16 protein-coding genes are annotated in these 13,910 nt (G+C 66.1%); 6 read left to right on the top strand and 10 right to left on the bottom strand.

Translation table 11 applies throughout. The features are described from left to right. Positions 1-9 precede the first annotated feature (9 nt). The 4 genes from RYH79_RS06980 to RYH79_RS06965 form a co-directional block, all read right to left on the bottom strand. Positions 10-783 (bottom strand): ABC transporter ATP-binding protein, encoded by a 774-nt coding sequence (locus tag RYH79_RS06980; RefSeq protein ID WP_370897564.1) that lies wholly within the window; start codon positions 781-783, stop codon positions 10-12. Further along, on the bottom strand, positions 774-1,574 hold the full coding sequence (locus tag RYH79_RS06975; RefSeq protein WP_370897562.1) for an ABC transporter permease: 801 nt from the start codon (positions 1,572-1,574) through the stop codon (positions 774-776). Before RYH79_RS06975 ends, RYH79_RS06980 begins: the two co-directional genes overlap by 10 nt. Beyond that, positions 1,564-2,613, bottom strand: coding sequence for an ABC transporter substrate-binding protein (locus tag RYH79_RS06970; protein WP_370897560.1), 1,050 nt, complete (start codon positions 2,611-2,613; stop codon positions 1,564-1,566). The genes RYH79_RS06975 and RYH79_RS06970 overlap by 11 nt, the downstream gene beginning before the upstream one ends. A gap of 196 nt (positions 2,614-2,809) precedes the next feature. Beyond that, positions 2,810-4,417, bottom strand: coding sequence for a long-chain-fatty-acid--CoA ligase (locus RYH79_RS06965; protein WP_370897558.1), 1,608 nt, complete (start codon positions 4,415-4,417; stop codon positions 2,810-2,812). Positions 4,418-4,528: 111 nt separating this feature from the next. On the opposite strand from RYH79_RS06965, the gene RYH79_RS06960 reads away from it, so the two are divergent. The 3 genes from RYH79_RS06960 to nikR are packed head-to-tail and all read left to right on the top strand — an operon-like array spanning position 4,529 to position 6,189. Next, positions 4,529-5,203 (top strand): SCO family protein, encoded by a 675-nt coding sequence (locus RYH79_RS06960; protein WP_370897556.1) that lies wholly within the window; start codon positions 4,529-4,531, stop codon positions 5,201-5,203. Positions 5,204-5,217: 14 nt separating this feature from the next. Next, positions 5,218-5,730 (top strand): TlpA family protein disulfide reductase, encoded by a 513-nt coding sequence (locus RYH79_RS06955; protein ID WP_370900799.1) that lies wholly within the window; start codon positions 5,218-5,220, stop codon positions 5,728-5,730. A 33-nt stretch (positions 5,731-5,763) separates the two neighbouring features. After that, a complete protein-coding gene (nikR, locus tag RYH79_RS06950) occupies positions 5,764-6,189 on the top strand; it encodes a nickel-responsive transcriptional regulator NikR (protein ID WP_370897554.1) in 426 nt (141 codons plus the stop codon). A 146-nt stretch (positions 6,190-6,335) separates the two neighbouring features. Here the strand turns inward: nikR and RYH79_RS06945 are convergent, their stop codons facing one another. Beyond that, on the bottom strand, positions 6,336-7,427 hold the full coding sequence (locus RYH79_RS06945) for an outer membrane protein assembly factor BamB family protein (protein ID WP_489753349.1): 1,092 nt from the start codon (positions 7,425-7,427) through the stop codon (positions 6,336-6,338). 57 nt (positions 7,428-7,484) lie between these two features. On the opposite strand from RYH79_RS06945, the gene RYH79_RS06940 reads away from it, so the two are divergent. Continuing rightward, positions 7,485-7,946, top strand: coding sequence for a hypothetical protein (locus RYH79_RS06940; protein ID WP_370897550.1), 462 nt, complete (start codon positions 7,485-7,487; stop codon positions 7,944-7,946). Positions 7,947-8,321: 375 nt separating this feature from the next. On the opposite strand, the gene RYH79_RS06935 is transcribed toward RYH79_RS06940, so the two are convergent. The 4 genes from RYH79_RS06935 to RYH79_RS06920 all read right to left on the bottom strand — a co-directional run bounded on the left by RYH79_RS06935 (position 8,322) and on the right by RYH79_RS06920 (position 11,159). Next, positions 8,322-8,870, bottom strand: coding sequence for a hypothetical protein (locus RYH79_RS06935; protein ID WP_370897548.1), 549 nt, complete (start codon positions 8,868-8,870; stop codon positions 8,322-8,324). A gap of 209 nt (positions 8,871-9,079) precedes the next feature. Then, positions 9,080-9,358, bottom strand: a complete 279-nt coding sequence (locus RYH79_RS06930) for a CopG family ribbon-helix-helix protein (RefSeq protein WP_370897546.1) — start codon at positions 9,356-9,358, stop codon at positions 9,080-9,082. Positions 9,359-9,399: 41 nt separating this feature from the next. Next, a complete protein-coding gene (gene heR, locus RYH79_RS06925) occupies positions 9,400-10,215 on the bottom strand; it encodes a heliorhodopsin HeR (protein ID WP_370897544.1) in 816 nt (271 codons plus the stop codon). A 50-nt stretch (positions 10,216-10,265) separates the two neighbouring features. Then, positions 10,266-11,159: a winged helix-turn-helix domain-containing protein gene (locus RYH79_RS06920; protein WP_370897542.1), complete on the bottom strand. Its 894-nt coding sequence runs from the start codon at positions 11,157-11,159 to the stop codon at positions 10,266-10,268. Between the two features lie 109 nt (positions 11,160-11,268). Here RYH79_RS06920 and RYH79_RS06915 point away from each other — a divergent pair, with 109 nt between their 5' ends. Both RYH79_RS06915 and RYH79_RS06910 read left to right on the top strand, forming a co-directional pair. Then, a complete protein-coding gene (locus RYH79_RS06915; RefSeq protein WP_370897540.1) occupies positions 11,269-12,222 on the top strand; it encodes an ABC transporter ATP-binding protein in 954 nt (317 codons plus the stop codon). Then, complete coding sequence (locus RYH79_RS06910; protein WP_370897538.1) at positions 12,219-12,989, top strand: ABC transporter permease; 771 nt, start codon at positions 12,219-12,221, stop codon at positions 12,987-12,989. Before RYH79_RS06915 ends, RYH79_RS06910 begins: the two co-directional genes overlap by 4 nt. Before the next feature lie 131 nt (positions 12,990-13,120). On the opposite strand, the gene RYH79_RS06905 is transcribed toward RYH79_RS06910, so the two are convergent. Then, positions 13,121-13,708, bottom strand: coding sequence for a hypothetical protein (locus RYH79_RS06905; protein WP_370897536.1), 588 nt, complete (start codon positions 13,706-13,708; stop codon positions 13,121-13,123). Between the last annotated feature and the right edge of the window lie 202 nt (positions 13,709-13,910).

Here is a 13,910-nt window from a genome sequence, read left to right as displayed (position 1 = left end):
CTTCCGCGTTCACTCCTCGAACTGTGACAGCACGGCCGCCTTCGCGTCCGTGAACGCCGTGCTCGTCCGGTCGCGGGGCCGCGCCGCCGGCGGCTCCACCACGTCGGCGACCGTCCCGGGACCCTCGGAGAACACGACGACGCGATCCGAGAGGTACACCGCCTCGTCGATGTCGTGGGTGACGAACAGGACCGTCTTGCCGGTCTCGTCCCAGATCTCCAACAGCTCGCGGTGGAGCGTCGCCTTCGTCCGTTCGTCCACGCTGGCGAACGGCTCGTCCATCAGGAGGATGGGCGGGTCGACGGCCAGCGCACGGGCGATACCGACCCGTTGGCGCATCCCGCCGGACAGTTCCCGCGGGTACTGGTCGCGCGCGTCGGCGAGTCCGACCAGATCGAGACAGTAGTCGACCCGCTCGGAGACGGTGAACCCCTCCGGGGCTCCCACCTCCTCCAGCCCGTAGCGGACGTTGCCGGCGACGGTGCGCCAGGGGAACAGGGCGTCGTCCTGGAACACCATCCCGCGGTCCGGGCCGGGACCCTCGACGGGAGCACCGCCGACCGTCACTCGACCCTCCGTCGCCGTCTCCAGCCCGGCGATGATCCGGAACACCGTCGACTTCCCGCAGCCGGACGGGCCGACGACGGAGACGAACTCCCCGCGGGTGGCGTCGAACGAGGCGTTCTCGACGGCTCTGACCGGGCCGTTCTCCCCGTCGTACGTCTTGGCGACGTCGTCCAGACGGACCTGGACCTCGGCGTCGCTCGCCTCCGTCAGCGCCACGACAACACCCTCCCTTGGACGAACACGATCAGTCGGTCGGTCGTCAGGAACAGCGTCCCGATGACGAACATGTACGCCACCACCACGTCCATCTGGAGGAAGTTGGCGGCGTCCCAGAGGTGTTTCCCGATGCCGGCCACCCCCAGGAGTTCGGCCGCGACCATCACCATCCACGCCTGGCCGGCGGCGGTCCGGAAGCCGGTCGTCAGCTCCGGCACCGCAGACGGCAACACCACCTTCCGGACGAGCCGCAGGTCCGAGTCGGTGCCGAGCGACTGGGCCACCTCCAACAGCTCCTGGTCGACCCCCGCGACGCCGCTCTCGGCGTTGTAGTAGTTGATCCAGAAGGCGACGACGGCGACGATGAACGCCGCGCCGGCGTCCGTGAGGCCGAACCAGACGATTGCGAACGGGATCCACGCCAACGGCGGCACCGGCCGCAGGAACTGCGCGACCGTGCCGACAGTCTCGGCGGCCGTGTCGCTCCAGCCGACGAGCACGCCGACGCCCATCCCGAACGCGCTGCCGACGAGCAGTCCGGGGATGTAGTGCCGGAGGCTCTGCCAGATCAGCTCGAAGACGAGCCCGCTGGCGGCGTCGCTGGCGACGACGGCCGCGACCGCCGGCGGCGCCGGCAGGAGGTTCGCCGGAGTGACGGCCGCGCCGCCCCACCAGACGGCGACGAACACCATCAGCGCGCCGATCTGGAGCGCCGTCGACCGCAGGCTCTCCAGCCGGAACCCGCCGTCGTCGGCCGTGAGGTACGCCGCCGTGTCCGGCTCACCCGCCACTGCTGGTCACCTCGTCGTGGAAGCTGTGGTCGAACACGTCCGACTCCGTCAGGTCCGTGTCGACGTTGCCCAGCTGTTGGTGGAAGTCGTTGTACACCAGACTCTTGTCGACGATCTCTCTGGGGTCCGAGACGAACGTCGAGGCCGGCGATCGGATCGCCGTCCGGGCGGTCTCGACCGGGAGGATCTCCGTTCCGATCACCTCGCTGGCCATCTTCGCCGCCTCGTCGCGGTTCTCCCGGACGAACTCCGTCGCCCGGACGTGCGTCTCCACGAGCGACCGGACGAGCGCCGGCTGGTCGTCGATCAACGCCTGGCTCGGCTGGAGCACGGCGCCCGGCTGGCCGGGCATGATCGGCGCCGCGTACCGGAACGGCTCGACACCTCCGTCGTCGCGGGCCAGCTTCGTGGCGATCGGCTCGATCACGCTCCCGCCGTCCACCTTCCCCGTCAGCAGCGTCGACTGGAGCGCGCTCGGGCTCTGGCCGTTGATGCTGACCACGTCCGTCGACAGGCCGAGCGCCTCCTCCAGCCAGAATCGGAGGAACACGTCGGGAGTCGACCCCGCCGGCAGCGTCGCGAACGACGGCTTCCGACCGACCTCCTCGCGGAACACACGGAAGGCGTCGCTCCCGTGCTCGTTCCAGTACCCCCGGAACCGCTCGCCTGCGACCATCACGTTCGGCTCCAACACGTTCGCCGCCACCACCTTCGAGTCGACGCCGTTGGCGATGCCGACCAGTCCGGGGCTGATCCCGACGTACGCGAGGTCGAGTGACCCGCTCTGGTACGCCTGGACCAACGGCGGCCCGCCGCCGAACGTCTCCACCTTGATGTCCGCGTCCAACTCGTCGTACCACCCCTGCCGCTGGATCACGAAGTGTTGCATCATCGGGAACACGTCCAGCGTCCCCAGGGTGAGGGTCTCCCCGCCGCTGCCACCGCCCCCGACACAGCCGCCAAGCGCCGTCGCCCCAGTCACCGCTGTGCCCGCTCGCAGGAACTGTCGCCGCCGCACCGCGTTCGTCTGCTCTGTCACTCTACAGTCTACGCACGAGACGGGTTTGAACCCGTCACCGGCTCCCGTCGTTGCCGTCACCGACGACGGCTGTCGATCTCGCTCTGTGACCGAGACGGCGTTCTCAGTCCGTCTCCCGCCCGTTGACTGGCATCTCCGGATTCGGGTCGATCGAGAGCCGTCACAGGATACAGTCTTACTTGCCGTTATCGGCCGTTCACCCCTGTCCGACCATCGAGTCCCGGTCGGCCCACTCCGTCTCGCGGATCTCGTACTTCTGGACCTTCCCGGTGGCGGTGGTCGGGAGTTCGTCGACGAACTCCACGCGCCGGACGGTCTTGTACGAGGCCAGTCGGTCACGGGTGAACTCGGTGAGGTCGTCGGCCGTCACCGGCGGGTCGTCCGGGTCGCCGTCCGGGACGACGAACGCCTTCGGCGTCTCCCCCCACTGGTCGTGTGGCGAGGGGATCACCGCGACGTCGGTCACGTCGGGGTGGTCGAACAGGGTGTCCTCCAGTTCGATGGAGGAGATGTTCTCCCCGCCGGAGACGATGATGTCCTTCTTGCGGTCCTGGATGGAGACGAAGCCGTTCTCGTCGACGACCGCGAGGTCGCCGGTGTGGTAGTAGCCGTCGACGCGGTCGTGGAAGGCGGTCTCGGTCGCCTCCGGCTTCTCCCAGTAGCCGTCCATCACCTGGTTGCCGCTGACGACGATCTCCCCCAGCGTGGCGTCGTCCCGGGGCACGTCCTCGCCGTCCTCGTCTACCACCCGCACCTCCGTGCCGAGGAAGCCGATCCCCTGGCGCTTCTTCAGTCGGTAGCGGTTGTCGTCGTCGAACAACCGGCCGGCCTCGGAGGTGGTGATCAACGGCCCGGTCTCCGTCGCGCCGTACACGTGGAGGAGGTCCCAGCCGAACTCCTCTTCGACGGTCCGGAGTGTCGCCTCCGGCGGGGCGCTGCCGGCGGTCGCGGCCCGCACCGGCGCGTCGCCGGTCGTCGTCACGTCGTGGTTCGCGTGGTACTCCTGGAGCACGTTCAGGACCGTCGGCGCGGCACAGAGGTACGACACGTCCTCCGACTGGATCGTCTCGAAGACGGTCGCCGCGTCCACGCCGCGCGTACAGACGTGTGTGGCACCGGCACCGGTCACGGAGTAGACGTGGCCCCAGCCGTTGACGTGGAACATCGGCAGCGTCCAGAGGTAGGTGTCCGTGTCGCGCACGTCCAAGTGGTACGCGGAGAGGTACGCGTGGAGCGTCTCGTTGCGGTGTGTACGACACACCCCCTTCGGGTCGCCGGTCGTCCCGGAGGTGTAGTTGATCGTCACCACGTCGTCTTCCGCCATCGACGGGCGTTCGTGGGCCGCCGGGTCGGCGTCGGCGAGCGCGTCGTCGAACGACTCCCAGTCCCCGTCGACGCGGTCCGGATCGTCCGTGAAGAACACCCCCGTCGGCACCTCGTCGCGGACGGCCTCGATCCGGTCGGCGTACTCGTGGTCGGCGTAGATCGCCGTCACGCCGGCGTCCGAGAGGGTGTACGCGAAGTCCTCCGGCGTGAGTCGGTAGTTGAGCGGGGTGTGGACCCCGCCGGCCTGAACCGTCCCGTACAACGCCGCCAGGTGGTAGTGGGTGTTCGGGTCCAACACCGCCACTCGGTCGCCGGGGGTGACGCCGCGCTCGGACAACGCGGCGGCGAACCGGTCTGCGCGCCGGCCGAGCTCGGCGTACGTGTACCGCTCGCCCGTCGTCGCTACGACCGCCGTCTCGTCGGCGTAGTAGTCTCGCGCACGGTCCAGGAAGTCGGTCACGAGGAGTGGTCGTTCCATCTCGACGGAGCGTCACGGACGTCCGTGTTAGTCCTTCCGGCGACTCCCGGTGACCGGGTGTCGTGGAGCCAACCACACTCGTCAAGTAGTCACGCGGCCGACTCTGGGAGCATGCGACGACGGACGTTTCTCGGCGGCGCGGGCGTGGCGGCGACGACCGGGCTGTCCGGCTGTCTCGGCGCCGTCGGCCTCGGCGGCGGCAACCCGGACGTGACGCTCTCGGAGCCGGACCGGGAGTACGACAGCGCCGACCTCCCGTACCCCGCCTGGGGGGAACGCGTCCCAGACGTGCGCGTGTCTGCGGCACTGGCCGACGGGCCGGTGGCCGTCCGCGAGCTACAGACGGCCTCGTTCGTCACCTTCTTCTACAGCCACTGTCGGACAGTGTGTCCGGTGTTGGTGGCGGCGCTCCGGAACCTCCAGGCGCGCGCCGCGCAGTCGGGCTACGGCGACCGGGTGACGTTCCTCCCGACGACGTTCGACCCGGCGCGCGACGACGCAGAACGGCTCCGAGCGTACGCCGCGGAGATGAACGTCGACCTGTCGGCGGGTAACTGGGAGTTCCTCCGGCCGGCCTCCCGCGACCGCGCGGAGACGGTCGTCACCGACGCGTTCGGCGTCACCTTCGAGCGGACGGAGCCCGAGAACATGGATCAGTACATGTTCGCACACGCCGCACTGACGCTGCTCGTCAACGCCGACGGCTACGTCGAACGAGCCTACCGGACGAAGTCCCCGGCCGAAGACGAGCTCGCAGCCGACCTGGAGACGGTGATCGGGGTGTGAGCGACGACCGAGCGGTGACACGCCGCCAGGCGCTGGCGGCGGTCGGCGGGCTGGGGCTCGCCGGCGGCGCCGTCTGGGTCGCCCGCCGCGGCGGCGCGACCGACGACGGCCTCCCGCTGCGGGTGGAGACGCTGGACGCTTCCGGCTCGTCGGCCGGCGAGACGCTCGTCCCCGTTCCCGGCCAGCCGACGGTGGTGGACCTGTTCGCCACCTGGTGTGCGCCGTGTGACGAACAGGTCGCCGAACTGGCGGCCGTCCGCGACGACTTCCCCGAGACCGCGTTCGTCTCCGTCACGAACGAACGCCCGGGCGGGAGCCTCTCGCGGGCGGACATCGTCGACTGGTGGGCCGAACACGACGGCGGCTGGACGCTCGGACTCGACCCCGGTAGCGAGGTCTTGACCACCTTCGGCGCCACCGGTCTCCCGTTCCTGGCGTTCGCCGACAGCGAGGGGGCCGTGGTCGACACCCACCGAGGCGTCCTGTCCCGGGACGACCTCCGCTCCCGTCTCGCCGAGCTGAGGTAAATCCTTAACAACTCTCGGCGTCTGAGTTGTTACATGACCGTCGTCAGCGTCTCGATGCCGGAGGAGTTGCTCGAACGGATCGACGAGTTCTCGGAGGAACACGGCTACACCGGTCGCAGCGAGGTGATCCGGGAGGCCGGCCGCAACCTCCTCGGCGAGTTCGAGGACCGCCGGCTGGAGGACCGCGAGCTGATGGGCGTCGTCACGGTCGTGTTCGACTACGAGACCACGACCGTCGAGGAGAAGATGATGCGACTCCGCCACGATCACGAGGGCACCGTCGTGTCGAACTTCCACAGCCACGTCGGCGGCCACCACTGCATGGAGCTGTTCGTGCTCGAAGGCGACTTAGAGGAGATCTCCACGTTCGTCGGCAAGGTGCGAGCCACCCGCGACACCCTCACCGTCGACTACAGCGTCCTGCCGGTCGACGACTTCGGCCCGTTGGACGATCTGTGAGCGGGCGTCGCCGCGAGTCGCGGTGAGATGGACGGGAGGGAAGCCACGGATCACTCGGGGCGAGGAGTCGATCCTCCCGCGGTAAGTGCCAGGCGCGCAATCTGGAACCGCGCTTCGCTCTCCCCGAAACGTGTTGTCGTGAACGACTACGACTCTGCTCTCGATCCCGTCTCGAGTGCATACAGATACCGGTCGTTGCTCTCGACGAACACTGTTTCATCTGCCACTGCTGGTAACGAAACCGACCCGCGCAGTTCGACCGACCACTCTTCTCGTCCCGTTACGGCATCGACTGCGTACAGTCGTCCACCCTGACCGACCAGAACCGTCTCGCCCACCACAGCGGCCGACGAGAACGGCTCCGACGAGTCGCTGAACCTCCACTCTACCTCGCCACTGTCAGTATCGATGGCGTACAGCTCGTTACTCGTCCACTCCGACCGGGAAATAAAGATAGTCCCGTTGGCGACTGCGGGAGAAGTGCGCATCACCTCTCCGATCTCCACGCTCCACGTCTCCGAACCGGTATCTGCTCGAAGTGCGTGTAACTCCTCGTCTTCCCCTACGACAAAGACGTGATCCTCACTGACGGTTGGAGTCGACTTCCAAGCGCACTCTACATCGACAGACCAGCTTCTCGATCCGTCTTCCGTACGTATCGCGTGGATAGAGTCATCACCTGCGAGGTATACGGTCTCGTCTCCGGCAACTGGTGGCGTGTGACTGTCGTTACCGATCTCCACGCTCCAGTCGACAGCCCCCGTCACAGTGTCTCGTGCGTACACCTTCTCGGCCCGAACGACGACGTTTCCGTCAATTAGAGTCGGTGAGCACTCGATGGACCCACCTTCTGTGGCTGCCGACCACTTCTCGTCACCTGTCTCCGGGTCCAAAGCCAGAAGAACGTCGTCGATCCCGACGAAAACTGCTTCGTCGGTTACCGTCGGCGACGAAGACGAGACCACACGACCGTCTGAACGGTAACGCCAACTCTCGTCTCCAGTTTCTGCGTCGAGTGCGTACACCTCGCTGGACCCGTTGGAGAAGTATAGCTTACCGTCGACAACGGATGCGGAGCCGTACCCGATGCCCGTTCCCACAGAACTAATATCGGATTCTTCGACAGTTTCGTGAGTCCACCGACACACGATCGGCTCCTCGGGTGCCTGCTGATGAGGGTGGTGACCTGTGCGCGCGGAGTCCGCCTGAAAAGTCGGCCAGTCCGACCCAGAAGACATACTGTTAGTTTAGAGACACCCCAATGGTTTAAATGACATGAATAGTACAGAGTAGGTATGCCCGCGATTCACGAGTACCACTGCAATACGTGTGATTTCACCATGTCCGATGGGTGGGGAGGGTACATGTACGTACAAGCGAAGATCTGTTCAGAGTGCGGTGAAAGGGTAAACGAAATCGAAGACTTCTGTGTCGGTTGTGGAACGCCGACGGACGAAGTCGACGCCGACGGATACGAGCGAGTTACGTGCCCGCATCCCAGTGAACATCACACCGTCAGGCGGGTCTTGGGTGAGGATTCATCCGACCAAAAACAGAGCAAGCGGACCGGCTTCAACTCCTACTCCGTCTGTCTCGACTGTCTCTCTCAGTTCGAGCTGGATACAAAGCGCGACGAGCGCCAGTGTCCGGAGTGTAACAGTGAGCGAGTGAAGACACAGGACGAACTAGTGGGCGACGAGTGCCCGAACTGCTCCGAGGGAACGTTCGTCCAAGGCGAGATGGTAGCAATGTCGTAAACTGTACGCCCACACGGTGAGTCGTCGGTCGGATGGCTCGTCGAAGACACGATAGCGCGGGGTGGGGCAGACGAAGAGAAGATCGATTACTTCGGCACCATCACGGGTAGGAGTGGCGACCGAGCCGGAACCGAGCCGGGCGAGAGTGCCATCGGGCACGATCCGGATGGATCCGCGTGGGGAGTCGGTCGGCTCTCCCGAGACAGATCGGGCGTGGAGACGGCGTTCCAGAGTCTGAGCCGTGCCGCATGCCCGCGTCGCGGTGTCGGTCGCCGTCGCATCACCAGTCGCCATTTTGACAGCGCAGACGGCGAGAGAAGTACATCTGCGGTGGGCCGTCGAGGGATTTAAAAAGAGCGAGCGCAGCCTCGGCCGTTACTCCGGTCCGGCGTTAGCGTCGACTCCGGTGTGTCTCCCGGCGTCGATGTCGGCTCTGGCGTCTGCGTCGGTGTCGGTGTCGGTGTCGACTCCAGCGTGTCTGTCGGCGTCTGCGTCGGCGCAACCGGCGCGCCTGTCGGCGTAGGTGGGCGTCTCGACGACGGTGAACAGGAGCTCGATCAGGATGTTCGTCGCCGTCCGTTGCTCGGTCGCCGTGATCTCGTAGGCTCTGCCGGTCTCCTCGAACCCGGGAAGGGCGTTCGCCACGTCCCGGTCGACCGGCGCGGCGACGACCTGCGCGGCGCGCACGTCCGCCAGCGCCTCCGTCACCACCCGCAGGAGGTGTTGGAGCTGGCCCGCGGAGGCCACTCCCTCCGCCGCGAGCGCCTCCCGCACCACGCCGATCCGCGAGCGGAGCTCCTCGGCACGGTAGCTCGGGAGCGGAAGCTCCTCCAGATCCAGTCGGTACTGCTCGTAATCTGCCGCGAGCGTCGCTGCGTCTGTCGTTCCGTCAGGCTTTACTGACGGTGCATCGTTCGAACACATGTCGTGGGCCACCACGACGCTGCGGTGGTAGGGCGCTCCTGACGCCCTGCCGTTTTCCACGGCGTGCACCACAGCGTCGTGATTGAGGTAAGGTGACTACGGCTAGTAAATGTTACGGTGAGGCAGACTAGTGTTGAGCCGCGAGTCGTGAAATGTCAAACAGAGGTAACGAGGTTGGACTGTGCAGTGGGTGACTCGAACTCTTCGATTCAGTCATCGAGACCGAGTCGATCCTTCACGTCTGCCTGCGAGACCGTCTCGCCGTCTTCGCGTTGCTCGCGGCTCTCGGCGAGCTGCTGGAGCGCCTCCGCAGAGAGTTCCGTCGGCGGGTCGACTGCGTCGCGGAGCGCGTCGCGGATGAACTCGGATTTGTTCGCGTACCCGCGTTCCTCCCACACGCTGTCGATCTCGGCCAGCAACGCCTGCGGAACCCGGATGTCGATCTTCTCCATCTCTCTGTCCCTTCCGATGTCGCTGTCGGTACTCACGCCGCGTGATACGTCCGTATCACAGAAGAAAGGTCTCCCGCTCAGATCGGGGAGTTGATCGTCCCGAAGTACACCTGCCACGCGAGCACGGACTTGGCGACGAGGCTCAACAGGACGTACACCTTCTCGCCGAAGAGGTACTCGCGCCACGGGCCGACCTCCAGGTACTGCAGCGCCATGTTGAACGTGAAGAGGTTGAAGAACGCGAAGATGGAGGCGTAGATGTAGATCACGAACGTCGGGAACTGCCCGTCGCTGGCGGTGACGCTGCCGACGAACGTGACACCGATCACGAGCCACGGGACGACGCCCGCGAGACAGCCCACCCAGAACGGCGTCCAGTCCGTCTCCGTCCGCGACTCGTTGCGTTGCTCCATCAGGAGCCCAGAGAGGTTCATCACGGCGACCAGTCCGAACATGGCCAGGAGCGACCCCAGGTCCCACACGCCGGCCAACATCCCGATGACGACGATCATCAGCGACGCGCTGACTGAGTACTCGTACCACCGGTACGGGTTCAACCCCCTGTCGAGGTAGTCGACGTAGCTGTCGTACCTGACCGTCGAGACGACGGTGTGGGCGATCGCCGAGACGAACAGGAACCCCGCGACGAGCAGGGGGAGGTTGGCGTCGACGAACGACACCGTCTCGGGGGCGATCGACTCCGTCGCCGGATCGAACCCGTACCGCGTGCGCGTCACGGGCCAGAGCACGCTCCCCGCGAGCGCCACCATCGCTACGCCCTGGCCCGCGTGGAGCACGGCCATCACGGCGTTCCAGAGTCTGAGCCGCGTTCCACGCGCCCCCGTCACGGTGTCGGTGCCGGTGTCGGCCGCCGTCGCGTCACCAGTTGCCATCTCGACAACTTAGACGGCGAGGCCAATACGTCTGTGGGCCGTGTCGTCGGTCACTCACTCCCGAGAGGTGGAGAACTACTTCTCTCGACATCGACGATACTCGCTGTCTCGTCTAGCTGCACTTGGAGTGTCGTGGCGTCGTCGGGGGGCGTGAACGTTACCGTGGCCGAGAACGGATCGGTCGAGGTGACCGTCGTCTCGTGGGCAGGAACGTCCAACGGGTCGGTCAGCCCGTGGTCGTGACTGAACGCGGTGACCGCCGGATGTCCCCACAGTGCCCCCGACGGCGGCGTCCAGAACACCGTCTCACACCGATCACAGCCGAACACGGTAACCGGACCGTCGGTCTCGTGCGAGTCGGGCAGCGGGTCGCCGGTCGCAGGGTGCGTCTCCGGAAGCGTCGCCGCAAGCTCTCCCACCATCGTCCCCCAACAACGGAAACACACGCCCATCCGTGCCCACTCCATATCCTGTCGCATGTCGGTTATCCCGACTACCGCTACTGTCTCCGCGGCTCGATCGGAGCTCGCCGCCGCCGGAAGTGTCGTTCCGAACAGGACCCCGTGGTCGGGACACTGGAGTCGGAACGTCATCTCCTCGTGTACGACGGTGAGCTGCCGTCCACAGTCACACTGCATCGCTACCGTCTCACTCGTCTGGTCGCCCTCCTGGCCGTACGCGCCGGCGAGCACCGCGTCGACAACCTCCAACCCTGCGTCTGTCAGGTAGTACGTCTCGTCTCGGTGCTCGACGAACGTCCCCACCAGCCGGTCGAGGTGGTAGTTGAACCGCCCCCCGTCCGTGGCACCCACTGCCCGACGGAGCTGTGTGAACCCCATCCCCTGCCGCTCCCAGTTCACACGCCGCTCGTCCGCCAACACCCGCATGATCGACAGCCGCGTCTCGTCTGCGAGCAGTTCGAACCGTTCTGTCTCGTCGACCATGCGGCCGCCAGGTGCCGTCGACCGAAAGCCTCGTCGGACTAGTGTCAAATAATCTACTGGAACGCGGTTCTACGAGACGTTATCCGCCGCCGGGTGTATCGGTAGTTCGATGTCAGATCAGACACCGATTCTGACCGTCGACGGGCTCGTCAAGGAGTACGACGACTCGGTGCGGGCGGTCGACGACGTGTCGTTCACCGTCGATTCCGGAGAGATAGTCGGACTGCTCGGCCCGAACGGCGCAGGGAAGACGACGACGATCAAGTGTGTGATGGGACTGATCGAGCCGACGGACGGCACGTTACGGGTCGGCGACGTCGACCCGACGGCTGGGTCGTCCGCGACGTACGAACTGGTCGCCGGCACGTTGGAAGGGGCACGCAACGTGTACTGGCGGCTGACGGTTCGAGAGAATCTGCGATTCTTCACTGGCTTGGGCGGTGTCCACCCGAACACCGCACGTGACCATCACGACCGACTGTTGGAGCGACTGGATCTGACGGCGAAGGCCGACACGCCCGCCAGAGAACTCTCCAGAGGGATGAAACAGAAACTGAGTCTCGCCTGCACGCTCGTCCGTGAGACGCCGTTGGTCTTTCTCGACGAACCCACGCTGGGGCTGGACGTCGAGGCGAAACGCGATCTCCGGGCCGAACTCCCGCGGCTCGCGAACGAGGACGACCGGGCTATCGTGGTGTCGAGTCACGACATGGACACGATCCGCGAGGTCTGTGATCGGGTGATCGTCCTCGACGGCGGGCGAGTCATCGCCGACGACAGTGTCACGGCGTTGTTGGATCTGTTCCGACGACAGGTGTACCGCGTCACGGTCGCAGACCCGAGCCGCGTCCGGGGTCGGCTCGCAACCGAGGCGCTGACGACGACGTGGCACGACAGTGTCGTTCGAGTGGAACTGGACGACCCGGACGCGTTCCACACACTCACCGGGAGACTGAGAGATCTCGACGCGACTGTCGAGTCGATCGAGACCGTCGAACCGGATCTCGCGGACGTGTTTCTCGACATCACCGCGGGCGACCGCCTCGGGGGTGAGCCGGCGTGACCGACGCGACCTACGCGATGGTCCGCGTGATCTTCGGAAAACAGCTCGTGTTGCTCAAACGCTACTGGATCAACACGGTCTCGAACGTTGCGACCAGCTACGTGATGTTCCTCCTGCTCGTGTTCGGCGGCCGAGCGGTCGCGCCGACGACGCTCGGCGAGAGTCTCGCGGGTCTGATCGTCGGCTTCTTCCTCTGGTCGCTGTCGTTCAGCGCGTTTCAGGGACCGGCGAACACCATCAGCACCGAAGCCTCCTGGGGAACGCTCGAACAGCTGTACGCCAGCCCACACCCGTTCCGGCGGGTCGTCGGCGTCGAGGTTGCCAGCAGCGTCCTGTTCGGATTTCTCACGAGCCTCCTCCTGTTGGCGGCGATGACGCTCACTGCCGGGATCAGTCTCGCCTTCGACCCGCTCACCGTCGTTCCGTTGGTCGTCCTCACGCTGCTCCCGGTCGCCGGGATGGGACTCGCCTTCGGCGGGCTGGCGCTCGTGTACAAACGGATCAGTCAGGTGTTCTTGCTCGTCCAGTTCCTGTTGCTCGTCGGAATCGCCGCCCGCGGATCGGTGTTGACGTGGGCCATCCCACTGAACCTCGGGAGCCGTCTCCTCACGACCGCGATGAGCGAGGGTGTCGGACTCGCCGGGCTCCCGCCGGTCGCGCTCGGTGTGCTCGTCGTCAAGGCTGTCGGCTTCCCCCTCGCCGGCGGTGTCGCCTTCGCCGTCGCCGTCCGTGCCGCCAGACGACGCGGCGTGATGGGCCACTACTGAGCCCACCCCTCGACCGACCGTCGAACTCACCTCCGACCCGACGCTCGGCGCGTCGCGCGCGACGTGATCGGGTGATCGAGTGATCGAACGGTCGAGTGAGCCACAAGCTGGAAAAAAGACAGTGAAGCCGACTACTCCGGCCCGGCGTGGCTCCCGACGCTGGCACCCCGCTCGGCGTCGGTGTGGTCGGAGCCGGAGCCGGTGGCGTCGTCTGCCGGCGTGTCTTCGACTGCCGACGTGTCCTCGGCTGCCGGCACGCCGTCGTCTGTGGCGGCAGAGTCGTCGCCGTCGGCGTGACCGGCGCGTCTGTCGGCGTAGGTGGGCGTCTCGACGACGGTAAAGAGGAGCTCGATCAGGACGTTCGTCGCGGTCCGTCGCTCGGTCGCCGTGATCTCGTAGGCCCTCCCGGTCTCCTCGAACCCGGGGAGAGCGTTCGCTGCGCTGTGCTCGGCCGGCGCGGCGACGACCTGCGCCGCGCGCACGTCCGCCAGCGCCTCCGTCACCACCCGCAGGAGGTGTTGGAGCTGGCCCGCCGAAGCCACCCCCTCCGCCGCGAGCGCCTCCCGCACCACGCCGATCCGCGAGCGGAGCTCCTCGGCGCGGTAGCTCGGGAGTGGAAGCTCCTCCAGATCCAGTCGGTACTGCTCGTAATCTGCCGCGAGCGTCGCTGCGTCTGTCGTTCCGTCAGGCTTTACTGACGGTGTATCGTTCGGACACATGTCGTGAGCGGTCACGACACTGCGGTGGTAGGGCGCTATGGACGCCCTGCCGTTTTCCACGGCGTGCACCACAGCGTCGTGATTCGGGTAAGGTGACTACGGCTAGTAAATGTTACGGTGGAGTGGACTAGTGTTGAGTCGTGGGGACGTGAAATGTCAAGCAGAGGTAACGAGGTTGGACTGTGCAGTGGGTCGTCCGAGT

The organism is Halobaculum sp. MBLA0143, assembly GCF_041361465.1.
In the GTDB taxonomy this organism is placed as follows: Archaea; Halobacteriota; Halobacteria; order Halobacteriales; family Haloferacaceae; genus JAHENP01.
The sequence above is the reverse complement of the archived record's forward strand: the minus strand, read 5'-3'. Positions and strand labels throughout refer to the sequence as shown.

What these genes read in the sequence shown, in the direction of transcription:
- RYH79_RS06965 (WP_370897558.1), bottom strand. Translation starts at nt 4,417, where the DNA reads ATGGAACGACCACTCCTCGTGACCGACTTCCTGGACCGTGCGCGAGAC.
- RYH79_RS06960 (WP_370897556.1), top strand. Translation starts at nt 4,529, where the DNA reads ATGCGACGACGGACGTTTCTCGGCGGCGCGGGCGTGGCGGCGACGACC.
- nikR (WP_370897554.1), top strand. Translation starts at nt 5,764, where the DNA reads ATGACCGTCGTCAGCGTCTCGATGCCGGAGGAGTTGCTCGAACGGATC.
- RYH79_RS06945 (WP_489753349.1), bottom strand. Translation starts at nt 7,427, where the DNA reads ATGTCTTCTGGGTCGGACTGGCCGACTTTTCAGGCGGACTCCGCGCGC.
- RYH79_RS06940 (WP_370897550.1), top strand. Translation starts at nt 7,485, where the DNA reads ATGCCCGCGATTCACGAGTACCACTGCAATACGTGTGATTTCACCATG.
- RYH79_RS06935 (WP_370897548.1), bottom strand. Translation starts at nt 8,870, where the DNA reads ATGTGTTCGAACGATGCACCGTCAGTAAAGCCTGACGGAACGACAGAC.
- heR (WP_370897544.1), bottom strand. Translation starts at nt 10,215, where the DNA reads ATGGCAACTGGTGACGCGACGGCGGCCGACACCGGCACCGACACCGTG.
- RYH79_RS06920 (WP_370897542.1), bottom strand. Translation starts at nt 11,159, where the DNA reads ATGGTCGACGAGACAGAACGGTTCGAACTGCTCGCAGACGAGACGCGG.
- RYH79_RS06915 (WP_370897540.1), top strand. Translation starts at nt 11,269, where the DNA reads ATGTCAGATCAGACACCGATTCTGACCGTCGACGGGCTCGTCAAGGAG.
- RYH79_RS06905 (WP_370897536.1), bottom strand. Translation starts at nt 13,708, where the DNA reads ATGTGTCCGAACGATACACCGTCAGTAAAGCCTGACGGAACGACAGAC.